The following is a 16,808-nucleotide window of genomic DNA, read 5'->3' as shown; positions in this document are numbered from 1 at the left end:
ATCAGGCAGCTTGAAAAGGAACTGATGGAGGCCAGGAGCGGGTACCGGATAAAGGACCTTGAGCTGAACGACATCATGAAGGATATAAAAGAGATAGAGGCGCTTCTTGGCAAGAAAGAGAACCTGTCCCTTACCCAGTCTGAACTCCAGACATGGAACGACAGGCTTGCGGACCTTATGAAAAAGAAAGAGAACACGCTTGAGGGCATGGACGCTCTCAAGAAAGATGTGGAAATGTTGAGGCTGAAGATAAAGGCGCTGCGGGTCTGACCCGGGCGGCCCGGGAAAACGAATGGAGAGAGATGGCCAGGATAAAAAGGGCATTGATAAGCGTATCGGATAAAAGCGGGCTTGATGAGCTGGCGAAAGGACTGGACGACCTGGGTGTGGAGATACTTTCCACGGGTGGTACGGCCGATCTTATAAGGAAACAGGGCATAGCCGTTACGGAGGTCTCTGATCATACGGGTTTTCCCGAGATGATGGACGGCAGGGTCAAAACGCTCCATCCAAAGATACATGGGGGGCTCCTTTTTGTCCGGGATAATGAAGACCATAAGGCCCAGGCTGAAAAGGCAGGTATATTGCCGATCGATATGGTGGTCGTGAACCTCTATCCGTTCGAGAGCACCGTGGCCAGAAAAGGGGTCACGCTGGAAGAAGCCATAGAGAACATAGATATAGGCGGACCGTCCATGCTGAGGAGCGCGGCTAAGAACCATAAATATGTGGCGGTCGTAAGTTCCCCGGAGCAATATAAGGGTATACTCGCCGAGATGTTGTCTTCCGGGGGAGAGATCGGGGAAGGTACTTTACGTAAACTGGCCGAACGTGTTTTCAAGTTGACGGCGGGATACGACAAGGCGATCTTTGAATATCTTTCCGGTCAGGGTGATACCCGGCCTGAGGATAGCGGCCCCCTTCCCGAGACCATGAGCATCAACCTGAAAAAGGTATCCGGACTTCGCTACGGGGAGAACCCGCACCAGCCGGCGGCTTTCTACGCGGACGATATATCCGAATGCCGCGGTCTTACCGGCGCGGAAAAATTACAGGGCAAAGAGCTGTCCTTCAACAACATAATGGACCTCTCGGCGGCACTGGAGATGGTAAGCGCTATCGAGAGTCCCGCGGTGAGCATAGTGAAACATAACAACCCATGCGGTCTGGCGGCGGATGAGGATATACCACGGGCATATCTGTCCGCGCTCGATTGTGACAGGCTGAGCGCGTTCGGCAGTATAATCGGGGCGAACCGCGATATAGACGGAAAGACGGCCGGCGTGATAATGAGCGAAGCGGATTTCGTCGAATGTATAATAGCCCCGGATTTCGACAAGGAAGCCCTTGGTGTTTTCTCCGCCAAGAAGAACTTGCGGGTGGTCAGGTGCGACCTGGTGCGCGCGGAGAACGGTAGAACACCTTTGGATATCAAAAAAATACCCGGAGGGATGCTGGTACAATATCGGGATAACGGGAAGATCGCCCGGGCGGAGCTCAAGGTCGCCACGAAAAAAACGCCGACCGAGGACATGATAAGATCGATGCTTTTCGGGTGGAAGATCATAAAGTATGTAAAAAGTAACGCTATAGTCCTTTGCAAGGGAACCTCTACGGTCGGGATAGGAGCGGGGCAGATGTCCCGGGTGGATTCCGCTATGATAGCCATACGTAAAGCCGGTCCGAGGGCAAAGGGGTCGGTCATGGTCAGTGACGCGTTCTTTCCAAAGGCTGATTCCGTTGAGGAAGCCCATAATGCCGGAATAGCCGGTATTATACAGCCGGGAGGGTCCATCCGCGACCAGGAAGTAATAGACGCGTGCGATGCTTTCGGTATACCGATGGTATTTACCGGGATGAGGCACTTCAAACATTAGGCCCACATTTAAAATGCGTAATTATCAGGATGTCTTGACTTTTCTCGATTCCCTTTCGAATTACGAAAGAGCCGGTACGGCGCGATATCCTTTCAGGCTGGATAAGGTGACGCGTATACTCGAACACCTGGGGTCTCCCGAAAGGGGATATCAGAGTATCCATGTGGCCGGGACCAAGGGCAAGGGGTCCGTATGCACTTACATAGCGTCCATTCTTGGGTCTTCCGGGAAAAGAACAGGTCTTTTTACCTCGCCGCACATATCGGACCCGAGGGAAAGGATCGTGGTCGAAGGGGAATATATATCCGAAGAAGATATGTGCCGGATGACCAGGTGTTTAATTGAAGCCTTGAACGGGGACGGGATATCGTACTTCGAGGCGTTCACCTTGATAGCCATGCTTTATTTCCGGGACAGGGACGTTGACGCGGCTGTTCTCGAGGTCGGTATGGGCGGGAGGTATGACGCTACCAATGTGATCATGCCGTCAGTATGCGTCATTACACCGGTAAGCTACGATCATATGGAGTTCCTTGGTAAAGACCTCGGGTCGATAGCGGGGGAAAAGGCCGCGATAATAAAGAAAGGGACCAGATGTGTGAGTGCCATCCAGATGCCGGAAGCCAGAAAGGTGTTAGAGGAACGATGTGACCAGCAGGGCATACGGCCGCGTTTTGCCGGTGAAGATATGGCCTGGACGATAAAAGAGCGGACCAGCACCGGTTCCAGGTTCGATATAAGGACATCTTACGCTGTCTACAATGATTGTATCACCGGCCTGGCCGGGATGTTCCAGCCGGAGAATGCCGCCCTGGCCGTGGGGGCATGTGAGGAATTCGCGGGCGGGAAGGGGCTTGGAACGGTACAGGTAATATCAGGCATAGAAAAAGCTTTCATTCCCGGCCGGTTCGAGGTCATAACGCGTGATCCCGTGATGCTTATAGATGGAGCCCAGAACGGACACAGCGCCGAGGTCCTGAAACGGTCGATACAGAGCATCATGAAGTACGACCGGCTTATACTGGTGGTCGGGTTGTCGTCCGATAAGGATGTAAGGCGTTTTTGCGATGGGCTGGGAGGACTGGCTGACACCGTGATATTGACGAAAGCTTCTGTCAAAAGAGCCATGGACCCATCAATAATAAGGGGATATATAAGTGGTGTGAATGATGTGATAATGACCGGGGATGCCAGGGAGGCCATGGGGCGGGCTTTTTCCCGGGCAGGCAAAAAGGACCTTATCGTTGTCACGGGTTCTTTTTTCCTGGTTGGGGAGATACGGGAGATGGTCCTCAGGAGAGAAAAATGCGGCGTCGAGGAATAGGGACAGTGGACGGGGACACTATAGCGGCTATCTCCACGCCTATTGGCAGTGGGGGGATCGGTATAGTGCGCATAAGCGGCAAGGACGCGTTGCTTGTGGCGGACAGGTTGTTCCACGGCCCTGCAGGGAGTAAGCTATCGTCTGTCCCGAGCCATTCGGTGCGTTACGGACATATCAGGTGCCCGAAGTCCGGACATATCGTAGATGAAGTGCTGGCCGTGGTCATGAGGGCGCCCAGAAGTTATACCACCGAGGATGTAGTGGAAATAAACTGCCACGGGGGGAAGGCGCCCCTGAAAAAAGTGCTTGAGCTATGCATGTCCAACGGCGCTAGATTGGCCGAACCCGGGGAGTTCACTAAAAGAGCGTTCCTGAACGGCCGACTTGACCTGTCGCAGGCGGAGGCCGTACTGGACGTTATACAGTCAGAGACAGAGATATCGGGCAAAATAGCCCTTGAACACATGAGTGGCGGGTTTTCCGGGGAGATAAACAGGATCAGGGACAGGATACTGGATATTATCTCCAAAATAGAGCTTACCCTGGATTTTTCCGCCGAGGACGTGGAGTTCCCCGAGACAAGCGGCATCTCGGGTGAGATAAAACAGGTCAAGTCTGATATCGGGGGTATGCTTGATACTGCCGATAAGGGCATGATATTAAGGCACGGGGCCAGTGTTGTTATCTGTGGCAGGCCAAATGTGGGTAAGTCCAGCCTGATGAACGCCCTTTTGCGGCATGACAGGGTAATAGTCACCCCCATAGCGGGGACAACGCGGGATGTCGTGGAAGAGTCAATAGAAATAGCGGGGGTGAAGACAAGGATATCGGATACCGCGGGCATTATGGATACGAAGGACAGGGTGGAACTGGAAGGCATAAAAAGGTCCATGGAGAAGCTGGTCTCTTCCGATATGGTGGTGTTCATGCTTGATATGTCCAGGCCCCTGGACGAGAAGGATATGGAGATATTCGACCGGATAAAAGAAAAGAACATGGTCATAGCCGCTAATAAGTGCGATCTTCCTCCCGCGCTGGATACCGGGAAAGCGGAGAAGGCGTTCGGCCGCGGGATATTACGTGTATCCGTGCTGTGCCGGACGGGCCTGGAGGCCCTGGAAGACGCTATAGCCGAGGCTCTTGCCGGGCCCGGGCAGGATACGACCGGCGCGCGCATGGTCACGAATATACGGCACAAACAGTCGTTGGAAAGCGCGTATTCTTGTCTGGAAAGGGCTGTAGGCCATTCCGGGGAAGGATATAACGGAGAGCTCGTGTCGAGCGATCTTAACGACGTGTTGTATCATCTAGGCATGATAACGGGGGAGACCGCGGACGATGAGGTCCTGGACCGGATATTCTCGTCGTTCTGTATCGGGAAATGATGTGTACTTCGGGACTCCGCCACGCGGGCGCCCATCAAGAGCAAGGAGAAGTCATGGATAAGGAAAAGATAAGGAAAGCCGTAAGGGATATACTTGAAGCGATAGGGGATGATCCCGACCGAGAAGGTCTCAGGGAGACCCCAAGGCGTGTAGCCGACATGTATGAGGAGATATTATTCGGCATGAACAGGAACGCCGAGGAAGAGATAAAGGTGGTCTTTGAGGAAGAGGAGCACGATGAGATAATCCTCCTGAAGAACATTCCGCTGTATTCCGTATGTGAACATCATCTAGTGCCCTTCCTGGGGAAGGCACACGTGGCGTATATACCCTCGGAGAACCGTATAACCGGGCTTAGTAAGATCGCCAGGGTGGTGGATATCCTGTCCAGGAAACTCCAGGTGCAGGAAAGGCTTACGACGCAGATAGCTTCGGCCATAATGAACAAACTGAACCCCAAAGGCGTACTTGTGGTAATAGAGGCGGAACATCTGTGCATGAGCATGAGGGGAGTGAAAAAGCCGGGTACGGTAACGACCACTAGTGCCGTAAAGGGGATATTCAGGACAAGCCAGAAGACGAGGTCGGAAGCCCTGGCCCTTATCGGGTACCCCCGGGGGTAGGGAAGAACGTACCTATCCGGTAAGGCGCGAAGGCCAGCTTAAGAGGTATTATATTGCAATTTATATTAAGATATAATATAATTCACTAAACCAGTCCAGCAAGCGTTGTAACCCGCTGTGCAATAATGTGTTATATCCCGTGGAGGCATATGGGAGAAGAAAATATATTTTTACAGTTCGTCCATAACCAAGTTGTAGCGATAACCTTTTTCGGGTGGTTCACCGCGCAGACCATTAAAGTGGTAGCGGGTGTCCTTCGGGAGAAGAGGTTCAATTTCAAGTGGTTCGTGGGGACCGGCGGGATGCCCAGTTCACATGCCGCCGGAGCTACGGCTATGGCAACAGCAGTAGGTTTGACCGAAGGGGTCGGGACCGCTCTTTTCGCCGTAACCCTCATGTTCACCGTAGTGGTCATTTCAGACGCGCAGGGGGTAAGAAGGGCTACAGGGCAACAGGCGGAGATATTGAACAAGATGATGGACGACATATTCTGGAAGCACAGGATACAGGAAGACCGGCTTAAAGAGCTTGTCGGGCACACCCCGATACAGGTATTTGCCGGAATAGGTATAGGGATAGCCGTGGCTTTTTTGATACATTATTTCGTTTAAGAGAGGGACCGGATTGGACAAGAGAAGGATCATATTGATAGCGGCGGTCCTTATCGCCGCTACCCTGACAGCCATATCGTTCATCCTGACGATGGATAAAAGTCCCAGGACATTCTGTGAGAACAAGGTCGATAAAGCCAGGTTGATATATAACCGGGCCGTTGATTCAATGAAAGCGAAGGATGACCAGAAGGCCATAACCGCTTTTATCACGGTCGTCAACAAATACCCCGGGTCAAGTTACGCGGAGCTTGCGCTTAATGAACTGGGCGCGATGTACGGTAAAATGGGCGACCTTGAGAAGGAAACGTATTATTATAACCGCTTGCTGGACGAATTCCCCGGCACAAAGAACTCGGATAAGATCATAGAACGTCTTGGCGGTCTTAGCCTGGATACGTTGAAGGCTCCCGGGATGACCGGCGATAGCGTGGAATATGTGGTAAAAAGCGGGGATTCGCTTTTTGCCATAGCGCGCAGGTTCGGGACAACGATAGACCTTATAAAGATGGTCAATGGTCTCCAGGGGGACGTGATACACCCAGGACAGAAGCTCAAGATAGTTATCGCGAAATTCTCGATACTGGTGGACAAAAAGAACAACCGTTTGCTTCTCAGGAAGGACGGGAAACCTTTCAAACTGTATACGGTATCTACGGGGAAAGACAACAGTACGCCTGTCGGCGTGTTCAAGATAGAAGAAAAAATGGTGAAACCAGTATGGTATAAAGTGAACGCGGTAGTGGCGCCCGACAGCAAGGAATACGAACTTGGGGAAAGATGGATGGGGCTTTCGGCCCAGGGCTATGGGATACATGGGACGTCGGACGAAAGTACCATAGGTAACCAGGTGACACAGGGCTGTGTGCGTATGTATAATAAGGACGTGATCGAACTGTTCAACATAGTCCCAAGCGGCACGGAAGTCGTTATAAAAGACAGCGTGGACGATATGTGGACCGAGGCCCGGCCGCGGGATATCCCGGCGCCGCAAACGGCCGAAGCTGCCCCAAAAGACGAGAAAGGGACGGGAACATCTTAATATGGGTATAGTACTCGATTTTGAAAAACCAGTGGTAGAACTGGAAAAAAAGATCGCGGAACTCAAGAAGTTCACCAGCGACGAGAATATCGACATAGCCGATGAGATCAAGCGCCTGAACGAAAGGCTCGAGAAGCTCAAAAAGAGCATATTCGACAATATTACGTCGTGGCAGAGGGTACAGCTCTCAAGACATCCCGACAGGCCGTATACGCTGGATTATATAAGGATGATAACAACGGACTTCATCCAGATACACGGTGACCGGCATTTTTCGGACGACAAGGCGCTGATATGCGGACTTGCCAGGATAGATGACCATAAGATAATGCTGCTGGGGCATCAAAAAGGGCGTGACATGAAAGAGAACCTGGAAAGGAATTTCGGGTGCGCCCATCCTGAAGGGTACCGCAAGGCGATGAGGGCCATGCGTATGGCCGAAAAATATAATGTTCCTATAGTCGCGTTCATAGACACGCCCGGCGCTTATCCGGGTATCGGGGCGGAAGAACGCGGGCAGGCGGAAGCTATAGCGTATAACCTGCGGGAGATGTCCGGGATAAAGGTGCCGATAATCGTGACGGTCATAGGAGAAGGTGGTTCTGGCGGGGCCCTTGGTATCGGCGTCGGCGACAGGATATTCGTCATGGAGAACGCGTATTATTCGGTGATATCACCCGAGGGGTGTGCGGCGATATTGTGGCGGGAGGGATCGAAGACGCCCGCGGCCGCCGAAGCGCTCAACCTTACGGCGCCGGAACTCATAAAGCTCGGGATAATCGACGGGATGGTCAAGGAACCGCTGGGCGGGGCGCACAGGAACCCGACTACCGCCGCGGAGGAGCTCAAGAAGACACTTTTAACCACATTGGATGAACTTGCCGCGATACCGGTAGACGAGCTTCTCGATCAAAGGTATGAGAAATACAGGTCCATTGGAGTGTACAAGGAGTAATAAAATACCATGATAAAGGCTATTCTTAAGAATGACGTGGCCATGCTCAAGGATATAAGCCGACAGCTGGTCGAGGAACTTAAGAACATGAAAGTGAAAGAGGAGATAGTGTTCGATGTGCGTCTGGCCTTCGAGGAAGCTCTGCGGAACGCCATGATCCATGGAAACCGGTTGGACCCCGGGAAAAAAGTAAAAGTGGAAGCCGATATGCGCGAGCAATATGTGGTCATATCCATTGAGGATGAAGGTAGCGGGTTCGATCCGGATTCGTTGCCGGACCCTACCCTTGAACGTAACCTCCTGAGAGAGGGTGGAAGGGGAGTTTTCCTTATCAAAAAACTGATGGATGAGGTCATATATGAGAATAACGGGAAAAAGGTCAGAATGGTCAAGATGTTCTGTGATAAAAATGAGGGACGGAGGGTTTTATGCAGGTAAGATTAGAACAAAAGGGCGACGTTTCGGTATTTAAGATAGCCGGGAACATAGACATAGAGACGTCACCAGAAATGAAGAAAGAGATAGATAAGGCCATGGCGGGTAAACAGAAGAAGGTCGTGATGAACCTTCGCGAAGTTTCTTATATCGACAGTTCCGGACTCGCTACTTTGGTAGAGGTGCTCAAGAACCTCAGGTCTTACGGCGGGAAGATGAAGATAAGTGATCTTTCCGATAAGATCTCCGGTCTTTTCGAGATAACCAAGCTCAACAAATTGTTTGATATAGTGCAGGACGAGGCAAGCGCCATAAACTCATTCTAACGCCGAGAGGGATATGGATGAAGAACCCAGTAGCAACGCTAGGTCGGATCGCCATGAACGTGACAGACGCCATGACCGGGGTATTGGCTCTCTTTATGGACACCCTGAACTGGTTGTTCACCGGGGTTTTCAGGGGAAAGGCTACGAGCCGCCAGAGCATCTTCCAGCAGATGGTGTTCGCCGGGGTGCAGTCGCTGGTCATAGTTTTTTTTGTTTCGTTCTTTACGGGCATTGTCATAGCCATGCAGAGCGCTTACCAGCTGAAACAGCTGGGCGCTATCATATATGTCGCGCCCATGGTGGCCGTTAGCATGGCCCGTGAGCTTGGGCCGGTATTCACCGCCCTGGTCGTGGCGGGACGCGTGGGATCCGCGATCGCGGCGGAACTCGGTACGATGAAGGTCTCCGAGCAGATAGAGGCCCTGGAAACGCTCGCGCTCGATCCGGTCAGGTTCCTTGTGGTCCCGCGTTTCCTGGCACTTTTTATAATGTTGCCGTGTCTTACGATAATAAGCGATCTAACAGGTATACTGGGCGGGATGCTGGTCGGGGTGCTCAACCTGAAGATCAACCAGTTCAGGTATCTGACGTTCTCGTTCAATTTCATGACATGGAAGGATGTATGGACCGGACTCGTTAAAAGTGGGATGTTCGCAATAGTGATATCAATGGTATCCTGTTATGTCGGGCTTTCTACTTCAGGCGGGGCCGAAGGAGTCGGAAAATCGACGACCATGAGCGTGGTCATAAGTTTCATACTTATCATCCTGTTCGATTGTCTTATAACCGGGATATTCTTTTTCGCCAACATGTAGGAGAGAACGGACATGGAAGGAAGAGAAACACTTATAGAGATAAAGGAACTGGTGCGTAAGTTCGGGAACAGGACCGTCCTCAATGGTATAAACCTCGAGGTGTACAGAGGTGAGACCTTTGTAATAATGGGCGGGTCGGGATGCGGGAAAAGCACGCTGCTGCGGCACATGATAGGGAACCTTAAACCTACGTCAGGCAGGGTATTCCTTCTGGGGAAGGATATAACGGATTCATATGGGGGTGAACTGGACGAAGTACGCAAGAAGATAGGGATGTCATTCCAGTCTTCGGCGCTCTTTGATTCCATGAACGTCGCCGAAAATGTCAGTCTTCCCCTCAGGGAGCATACACGGCTTGAAAAAAGCGTTATAGACATCATTGTGAAGATGAAGCTTGAACTGGTCGGTCTCAGGGGGTTTGAGGACCTGATGCCGAGCGAGTTGTCCGGTGGCATGAGAAAAAGGGTCGGTCTCGCCAGGGCCATAGCCATGGATCCGCAGATAGTCTTTTATGACGAGCCTACCGCCGGGCTGGACCCCATAGTAGCGGCAGTTATAGATAAATTGATCATAGACCTTTCGAAGAAGCTTTCCATAACCAGTGTCGTGGTCACGCATGACATGAAAAGCGTTATGTCGATAGCGGACAGGATAGCGATGCTGTATGAGGGACGTGTGCTTGAGATAGGCACTCCCGATGAAATAAAGAACTCGGCGAACGATATGGTCCAGCAGTTCATAAGCGGGAGTTATGACGGCCCGATACGGTTCTTCCAGCAGAAGGACGATTACCTGGAAACACTAACGCAGTGAATGATCCTTTAAAAACCGAAAAGGAGATAGCATATGAGGATACCTAACGAGATAAAAGCCGGGATGGTCATTTTGCTCGCGGCGGCTGTAACCGTACTGTTCTTCATTAAAACGGCCGATTTCAGGAGCAAGACATATACCGTCGAAACATATTTCGTTTACGCGGGGGACCTCCAGTCGGATGCCGTGGTGAAACTTTCAGGCGTGGAGGTGGGGCGGCTCAAGGCCTTGGAATTCATTTACGAGGAAGGAACCAAGGTGAAATGTGTGCTGGAGATCAATGAGGATGCCCGCTTGAGGAATGATTCCACCGCGTATATAGGTACTGCCGGTTTCGTCGGGGACGCGTATATAGGTATAACGCCCGGGACTTCCGATAAATTCGCCGAAGCAGGGAGTATAATAGCCAGCGAAGATCCCGTGCAGATGAGGCTTATCATGAAAAAAGCCGACATGATCGCCGATAACCTTAATAACATACTGGTACAGGTAAAAGAACTGGTGGCGGATAACAAAAAGGGTGTGGACAGTATAGTATCCAACCTCGAGGATACCACGGAGAATTTCAAGGAATTCAGCGCCGACCTTAAGAAACATCCGTGGAAACTTCTTTTTAAAGGAGAATGATCATGAAGAAGACCATAATATCCATTATGACAGTTTGCTTGATAGTGTGCGGAGCTATGTGCGCGTGGGCCATGGCGGACAAGGTGGTAGTCGTTTCTTACGCCGGCGACGTCAAGATCATGCCCGCCGGACAGAATGCCGCCGTGGCATGTTCCCCGGGTATGTTCCTTTCCGCGGATTACGGGATAGTCACGGGCAAGGAATCGTATGTGGAGATAGCCTTCGACCGGGCTAAGAACAATACCATAAGGGTCGGGGAGAAAAGTGATGTGGTCATAAAACTGTCGTCTTCCGACAAAATAGAACTTGTGGAAGGTGAGCTCATAGCCCTTCTCAGGAACCTGAAAAAAGGCGAGGCGTTCCGCGTAAGAACGCCGAACGCTGTCTGCGGAGCCAGAGGCACCGACTTTGGGATGGATGTACACGATGATACTACCAGTGTGCAGGTATTCGAAAGTACGGTCTTTGTCCGCGGCGTAAAGCAGGACGGGTCCGTCATGGAAGACGAGAAGTGGGTCGAACAGGGGTATAAGCTTGCGGTAAAAAGGTTCGAGAAACCCGGAACTAAGGTCAAGATGACCGCCGATGAGATGAATAAGCTTAAGGAGAAAGCCAGATCCAGTAATAACGGCAGGCCAGGCAATAAATTCGATAAAATGGGGCGACTTGGAGAGGCCCGTTCCAATTTAACGGAGAATCGCATGGATAGCGTGCAGGAGAAGAGGGATAATAAAAGGATAGATGATATTAAGGATAATCGTCCGAGTTCGAACGTGGAGACCCCCAGGCTAGAGGTCGGGGAGTAGGATGTTCCTAAACAAAAGTGGAGGTGGACGTGCTCAGATCACATAAACGTGTTATTTTGTTTATGCTTACGGTAGTACTTTGTGCCTTGTCGTCAGGTCGGGTGTCTTTCGCCCTGGACGAGGACGTGAAGGACAGGTACGCGTCCGCGGACACGGCTCAAGTGCCGGAAGCGCTGGCCGCATCGAAAGCGCCGTCTTTTGGCGATATGACCGAAATAAGCGGGTTCATCGATGTCCAGCAGGGATACGACAGTAATGTCGACCTGGACTCGAAAAAACACGAAGACGCTTTTCTCCAGACCACCGCGAACCTGGATATAAAATACAAACAGTTCGACGGCGTAAGGCTTATGGCGGGAGTTGATACGTTCGAGAGCATTTACTACAACCGGAACAGCAACAATATAATCGATATTGCCCCGTATATAGGTTTCGACCTGGATGTGATAACGGATGTTGTTCTGAAAAGCCGGGTAATATACGATCAGTTCCTGTATCCCGGTGAAAAAGAGAACTCTTATTCGGGTATAGTGCTGTCCAATTATCTGCGGCATTATCCCGTTAACTGGGGCTATCATGAGCTGGGGTTCGAGTATGTAAAGAGATGGTATCCGGACAACAAGGTCGTCCTGGATGATCTTACGGTATCGGACAACGACAGGACGGATGACAGGTACCGTGTCAGGTATAATCTGGCGGCACGCGGCGACAGGGTGTATGCGAGGCTGAGCAACGAGTACAGCCGGAACGACTCCAACTATACGTACAGGGAATATTATGATTTCTGGCAGTACAGGATAAAGCCGTCACTTATGTTCTTTATGACGGAAAGGTTCTATCTTGACGCGAGCCTGGTCTATAAATACACGAGATATAAGGACAGAAGGATCACGACGGACAGCGGCACAAGGGAAAGCGACAGGACTTATATCGCCAGCCTCTCGGTGTATTATGACCTGACGAAGAACGCGACCCTGAGCCTTACCTATTCTTACAGCGATAATAAATCGAACGACCCTTTCCAGAAATACTCAGGCAGTGTTATTTCCGGCGGGTTGTTCTATAGCTTCTAGGGCACCGGGACGGACCTAGGCGTTACCGCGGGCGAAGGGCCCGCCTGAAGACATTATGATAAAACGGACCAGGACAAGAACGGCATATCTATTATTATCCGCGCTTGTGCTTTTTTCTTTCCTTTTCTTTTCCTATTCGCGCGTTTTTGACATCTTTGAGCTCAGTACTCTTGACCTCAGGTATAAATTGAGGCCTCCCGTAAAGGCTCTGGATGAAATAGTCATAATAGAGGTCGGGGATGACTCGATAGCGAAGATAGGCAAATGGCCTTTCGCGCGCAGTTATCACGCCCTTCTTGTGAAGGCGCTCCGGTCGGCGGGCGCAAAAGAGGTCATATTCGATATATTTTTCAGCGAGGAGAAAGAGGGCGACAGGAAATTCGCTGACGCGATAAGGGATTCAGGAGATGTTTACCTACCTTATGTGTTCGACCTCCAGAGGGATCTTTGCCGTGGCGGCAAGGTGCTATGCCCGACAGGGTACGTGGCGGAACTTATCGATGTCCTCGCTTCCGAGGCAAAAGGAACAGGTTTCATCAACGTGGAACCGGATATCGACGGAAAGATCAGGAAGATCCCTCCCGTAATGATGTATGAAGGCGCCTTGTACTCGCATATTACGGTCCTCGCGGCGATAAATTCCCTGGGATACGATTTCAGTGACGTAAAATTATATCCGGGGAAAAGCCTTAAAGTAGGGCCGCGCCTTACGATACCCCTGGATGAAGATTCTTCCATGCTGGTGAATTATCCGGCGGTATGGGGCAAGGCGTTCCGGCATTATTCATACGTGGACATAATACAGTCATACCTTTCTGACGTAATGGACCAGGACCCGGTAATGGACCTGGAAGAGCTTAAGGGGGCCGTATGTTTCATCGGGCTTACCGCGACAGCTTCGCCCGATTCCCATCCTTCGCCACTGGAGTCCATATACCCGGGTGTGGGGGTCCACGCCAGCGTATACAACAGTATATCGCAGGGGTTTTTCCTTCGCAGGCTGAACCGATGGTGGAATATGCTGGTGCTTCTTCTGGTATGGCTTTTTACGGGGTTGATAACCTGGAACAGCCAGAAAAGATACGCGCTTGTCTCCATATTCCTGATAACCGTCTGTTACAGTATGTTCGCGATAGCCCTGTTCATGGTGTGGGGTATATGGGTGGATGTGTTCTATCCGTTAACGACCATGGCGGGACTTTACATATTCCTCACGTTCAACAAATACGTGGCGGAGACCCAGAAACGCGAGCATATGGAGAAAGAACTTAATATAGCCAAGGAGATACAACGGAGTTTCCTGCCGTCCAATATCCCGACGGTCGGCGGGCTGGATGTCGCGGTGGAGATGAGGACGGCACGGCAGGTCGGCGGGGACCTATATGATATAGTGCAGCTTGATGATAATAGCCTGGGTATTATGGTGGGAGATGTATCCGGCAAGGGTGTCCCGGCGTCCCTTTACATGGCCAAGGCCGTAAGTGTGTTCAATATGTTCATACAGAAAGGATCCCCATCGGAAGTGCTGACCAAAGTGAACAACCGGTTGTCCGAGACATCAAGCAGTCTCTTTGTCACGTTGTCCTATATGATCTTCGATACCGCGACAAAAACGGTCCGGTACGCCATAGGCGGGCATATGCCTACCATCATGGTCGACCCCCAGGGGCAGGTGCATATGCTCGATGTGGAAGAGGGAATGCCTTTGGGGATGATGGAAACATTCTTTTCTGAGGATGCGCGTACCTATGTGCCGGGATGTATTTTCATTCTTTATACGGATGGCGTTACCGAGGCCATGAATACCGCCGGACAGATGTTCGGAGAGGACAGGCTTGAATCCCTGGCCCGGTCCTTACGCGGGCTTAGCGCGGATAAAGCCGTGAAAAAGATACATGATGCCGTATCAGGTTTTGCCGGCAGGGCGAAACAGCATGATGATATAACGGTCATGGTCATCCGCACGTGACCTCCCCAACCCTTCTATCGCGCTTCCCACGCCGTTCGCACATATGCTTGCCGCGCCGTGTTTGACCTGTGGCAGGTTTTATGTTATTATTCACGGAAGTTGATATTAGTTCACGATATGGTTCCCGCATAAGGAGGAAAAATGGAGCTTAAGCTCGAAAAGATAAAAGGTTTCACGCCCAGAAAGGGCCCGCTTCTCTTGATAATAATGGATGGCATAGGCCTGGGTCGAGCGGATGAGACTAACGCTGTATATATGGCGGATACCCCTTGCCTCGACAGGCTTTTTAAGGGCCCGTTCTTTACTGAGCTGCAGGCGCATGGTATCGCCGTAGGCCTGCCGTCGGACGAAGATATGGGCAACAGCGAAGTAGGGCATAACGCGCTAGGGGCGGGCAGGGTGTTCGCGCAGGGGGCTAAGCTGGTCAACAGGTCCATAGAGAGCGGGGATATATTCGGGTCCCGAACATGGAAAGACCTGGTCGACCGGTCCCGTAAAGAAGGGTCGAAATTCCATTTTATCGGTCTTTTGTCGGACGGCAACGTACACTCCAACATAAACCAACTCTTCGCCATGATCGAACGCCTCGCTTCCGAGGGCGTAAGAACGGTACGGGTCCATATCCTGCTTGACGGAAGAGACGTGGGAGAGAGATCGGCGCTTACCTATATAGATATGACGGAGAAAGTATTATATGCCATTAACCGCGATAAAGGGTTCGATTACCGTATAGCTTCGGGAGGAGGGCGTATGGTAACGACCATGGACCGTTATAACGCCGACTGGAGTGTCGTAAAAAGGGGATGGGACGCTCATGTGTTGGGAAAGGCTAGGAAGTTCGCTTCCGCAAAAGAAGCCGTAGAGACCTATTATAAGGAAGACCCTTCCATGACCGACCAGTATATGAACTCGTTCGTGGTCACGGACAACGGCGAGCCTGTAGGAAGGATAGCCGACGGGGATGCCGTGGTGTTCTTTAATTTTCGAGGCGACAGGGCCATAGAAATATCCCGCGCTTTTGACGAGAAGGATTTCAGGGAGTTCGATAGGGAGGTTTTCCCGGACGTGCTTTTTGCCGGTATGATGGAATATGACGGGGATCTCCATATCCCGTCACGGTATCTTGTGTCTCCCCCGGAGATAGACAGGACGGTCTGTGAGTACCTTTGTTCGGAGGACATAAAGATGTTCGCGATATCGGAGACCCAGAAATTCGGTCATGTCACTTATTTCTGGAACGGGAATAAATCCGGGTACATCTGCCCTGAACTTGAATCGTACATTGAGATACCGTCAGACCGCATACAATTCGATAAGGCGCCAGAGATGAAGGCGCGGGAAATAACGGAAAAGACTGAGGAGCTTTTAAGGACCGGGGAATACCGGTTCGGCAGGCTGAACTTCGCCAATGGCGACATGGTAGGGCATACGGCTGTGCCGGGCGCGGTCATAAAAGCGGTCGAGGCCGTGGATAGAAGTGTTGATACCCTGCTTAGGGTAGTTGAAGAGCTGGGCGGGGTGGCGATCATTACCGCGGACCATGGTAATTCGGACGAGATGTTCTCTATGAAAAAAGGGAAAAAAGAGATGAAAACGGCTCATACGCTCAATCCTGTACCATTTGTGATATTTGATCCGGGATATAAAGGTGAATATCAAATGGCCGATCTCGCGAAAAGGGGACTTTCGAACGTAGCCGGGACCATATTGAACCTTTTGGGGTATGAGAACGTGGCGGATTATGACCCGTCACTTATTGAGTTTAAATAAAATAAGCCTTTCAGGATAAAGGATTTAATCGGTGTCATGCGCTGATCGAGTGGGCTTGCGACCGATATAAAAAAGCCCGGCCATTATTCGTGGCCGGGCTTTTGTCATATGTTGGTGCCGGAGGTGGGGGCTGCTTCGCCTTTACAAAGAAGAACCTCCGTGGCTTCGCAGGCCCTTATCCACACCTATTTCTTGGAAGCTGTGCACGAAAGTAGCACAGCGGAAAAGAATGGTGCCGGAGGTGGGGGCTGCTTCGCCTTTACAAAGAAGAACCTCCGTGGCTTCGCAGGCCCTTATCCACACCTATTTCTTGGAAGCTGTGCACGAAAGTAGCACAGCGGAAAAGAATGGTGCCGG

The 16,808-nt window shown here is 51.3% G+C and carries 17 protein-coding genes; all 17 read left to right on the top strand.

The genetic code is table 11. The features are described 5' to 3' along the window. Positions 1-270: hypothetical protein (locus tag PHH49_07120; GenBank protein MDD5488709.1), on the top strand; the 270-nt coding region annotated here is incomplete at its 5' end. 32 nt (positions 271-302) lie between these two features. Further along, on the top strand, positions 303-1,877 hold the full coding sequence (purH, locus tag PHH49_07115; GenBank protein MDD5488708.1) for a bifunctional phosphoribosylaminoimidazolecarboxamide formyltransferase/IMP cyclohydrolase: 1,575 nt from the start codon (positions 303-305) through the stop codon (positions 1,875-1,877). A 13-nt stretch (positions 1,878-1,890) separates the two neighbouring features. Then, positions 1,891-3,201 carry a bifunctional folylpolyglutamate synthase/dihydrofolate synthase gene (locus PHH49_07110; protein ID MDD5488707.1) on the top strand — a complete coding sequence of 437 codons (1,311 nt, stop codon included), beginning with the start codon at positions 1,891-1,893 and terminating at the stop codon, positions 3,199-3,201. Beyond that, positions 3,183-4,586 (top strand): tRNA uridine-5-carboxymethylaminomethyl(34) synthesis GTPase MnmE, encoded by a 1,404-nt coding sequence (gene mnmE, locus PHH49_07105; protein MDD5488706.1) that lies wholly within the window; start codon positions 3,183-3,185, stop codon positions 4,584-4,586. Before PHH49_07110 ends, mnmE begins: the two co-directional genes overlap by 19 nt. Positions 4,587-4,639: 53 nt before the next feature. Then, positions 4,640-5,209 carry a GTP cyclohydrolase I FolE gene (gene folE / locus PHH49_07100; GenBank protein ID MDD5488705.1) on the top strand — a complete coding sequence of 190 codons (570 nt, stop codon included), beginning with the start codon at positions 4,640-4,642 and terminating at the stop codon, positions 5,207-5,209. A gap of 149 nt (positions 5,210-5,358) precedes the next feature. Continuing rightward, positions 5,359-5,820, top strand: a complete 462-nt coding sequence (locus PHH49_07095; protein ID MDD5488704.1) for a divergent PAP2 family protein — start codon at positions 5,359-5,361, stop codon at positions 5,818-5,820. Positions 5,821-5,833: 13 nt separating this feature from the next. Then, on the top strand, positions 5,834-6,862 hold the full coding sequence (locus PHH49_07090; protein MDD5488703.1) for a L,D-transpeptidase family protein: 1,029 nt from the start codon (positions 5,834-5,836) through the stop codon (positions 6,860-6,862). Position 6,863: 1 nt separating this feature from the next. Beyond that, entirely contained in the window at positions 6,864-7,817 is a 954-nt protein-coding gene (locus PHH49_07085; protein MDD5488702.1) for an acetyl-CoA carboxylase carboxyltransferase subunit alpha, read from the top strand. 9 nt (positions 7,818-7,826) lie between these two features. After that, positions 7,827-8,255: an ATP-binding protein gene (locus PHH49_07080; GenBank protein ID MDD5488701.1), complete on the top strand. Its 429-nt coding sequence runs from the start codon at positions 7,827-7,829 to the stop codon at positions 8,253-8,255. Continuing rightward, complete coding sequence (locus PHH49_07075) at positions 8,246-8,578, top strand: STAS domain-containing protein (protein MDD5488700.1); 333 nt, start codon at positions 8,246-8,248, stop codon at positions 8,576-8,578. The genes PHH49_07080 and PHH49_07075 overlap by 10 nt, the downstream gene beginning before the upstream one ends. A gap of 17 nt (positions 8,579-8,595) precedes the next feature. Then, a complete protein-coding gene (locus PHH49_07070; GenBank protein MDD5488699.1) occupies positions 8,596-9,393 on the top strand; it encodes an ABC transporter permease in 798 nt (265 codons plus the stop codon). A 12-nt stretch (positions 9,394-9,405) separates the two neighbouring features. Continuing rightward, positions 9,406-10,206: an ABC transporter ATP-binding protein gene (locus PHH49_07065; GenBank protein ID MDD5488698.1), complete on the top strand. Its 801-nt coding sequence runs from the start codon at positions 9,406-9,408 to the stop codon at positions 10,204-10,206. A 33-nt stretch (positions 10,207-10,239) separates the two neighbouring features. Then, positions 10,240-10,833 carry an MlaD family protein gene (locus PHH49_07060; GenBank protein ID MDD5488697.1) on the top strand — a complete coding sequence of 198 codons (594 nt, stop codon included), beginning with the start codon at positions 10,240-10,242 and terminating at the stop codon, positions 10,831-10,833. A 2-nt stretch (positions 10,834-10,835) separates the two neighbouring features. Then, positions 10,836-11,639: a FecR family protein gene (locus PHH49_07055; protein ID MDD5488696.1), complete on the top strand. Its 804-nt coding sequence runs from the start codon at positions 10,836-10,838 to the stop codon at positions 11,637-11,639. A 62-nt stretch (positions 11,640-11,701) separates the two neighbouring features. Further along, positions 11,702-12,712 (top strand): hypothetical protein, encoded by a 1,011-nt coding sequence (locus PHH49_07050; GenBank protein MDD5488695.1) that lies wholly within the window; start codon positions 11,702-11,704, stop codon positions 12,710-12,712. A gap of 55 nt (positions 12,713-12,767) precedes the next feature. Further along, on the top strand, positions 12,768-14,681 hold the full coding sequence (locus tag PHH49_07045; protein MDD5488694.1) for a CHASE2 domain-containing protein: 1,914 nt from the start codon (positions 12,768-12,770) through the stop codon (positions 14,679-14,681). A gap of 141 nt (positions 14,682-14,822) precedes the next feature. After that, entirely contained in the window at positions 14,823-16,451 is a 1,629-nt protein-coding gene (gpmI, locus tag PHH49_07040; GenBank protein MDD5488693.1) for a 2,3-bisphosphoglycerate-independent phosphoglycerate mutase, read from the top strand. Positions 16,452-16,808 lie beyond the last annotated feature (357 nt).

This window comes from Candidatus Omnitrophota bacterium (assembly GCA_028715965.1).
In the GTDB taxonomy this organism is placed as follows: Bacteria; Omnitrophota; Gorgyraeia; order Tantalellales; family Tantalellaceae; genus JAQUQS01.
Note: the sequence above shows the minus strand (reverse complement) of the source record. Positions and strands in the feature narration are given on the sequence as shown.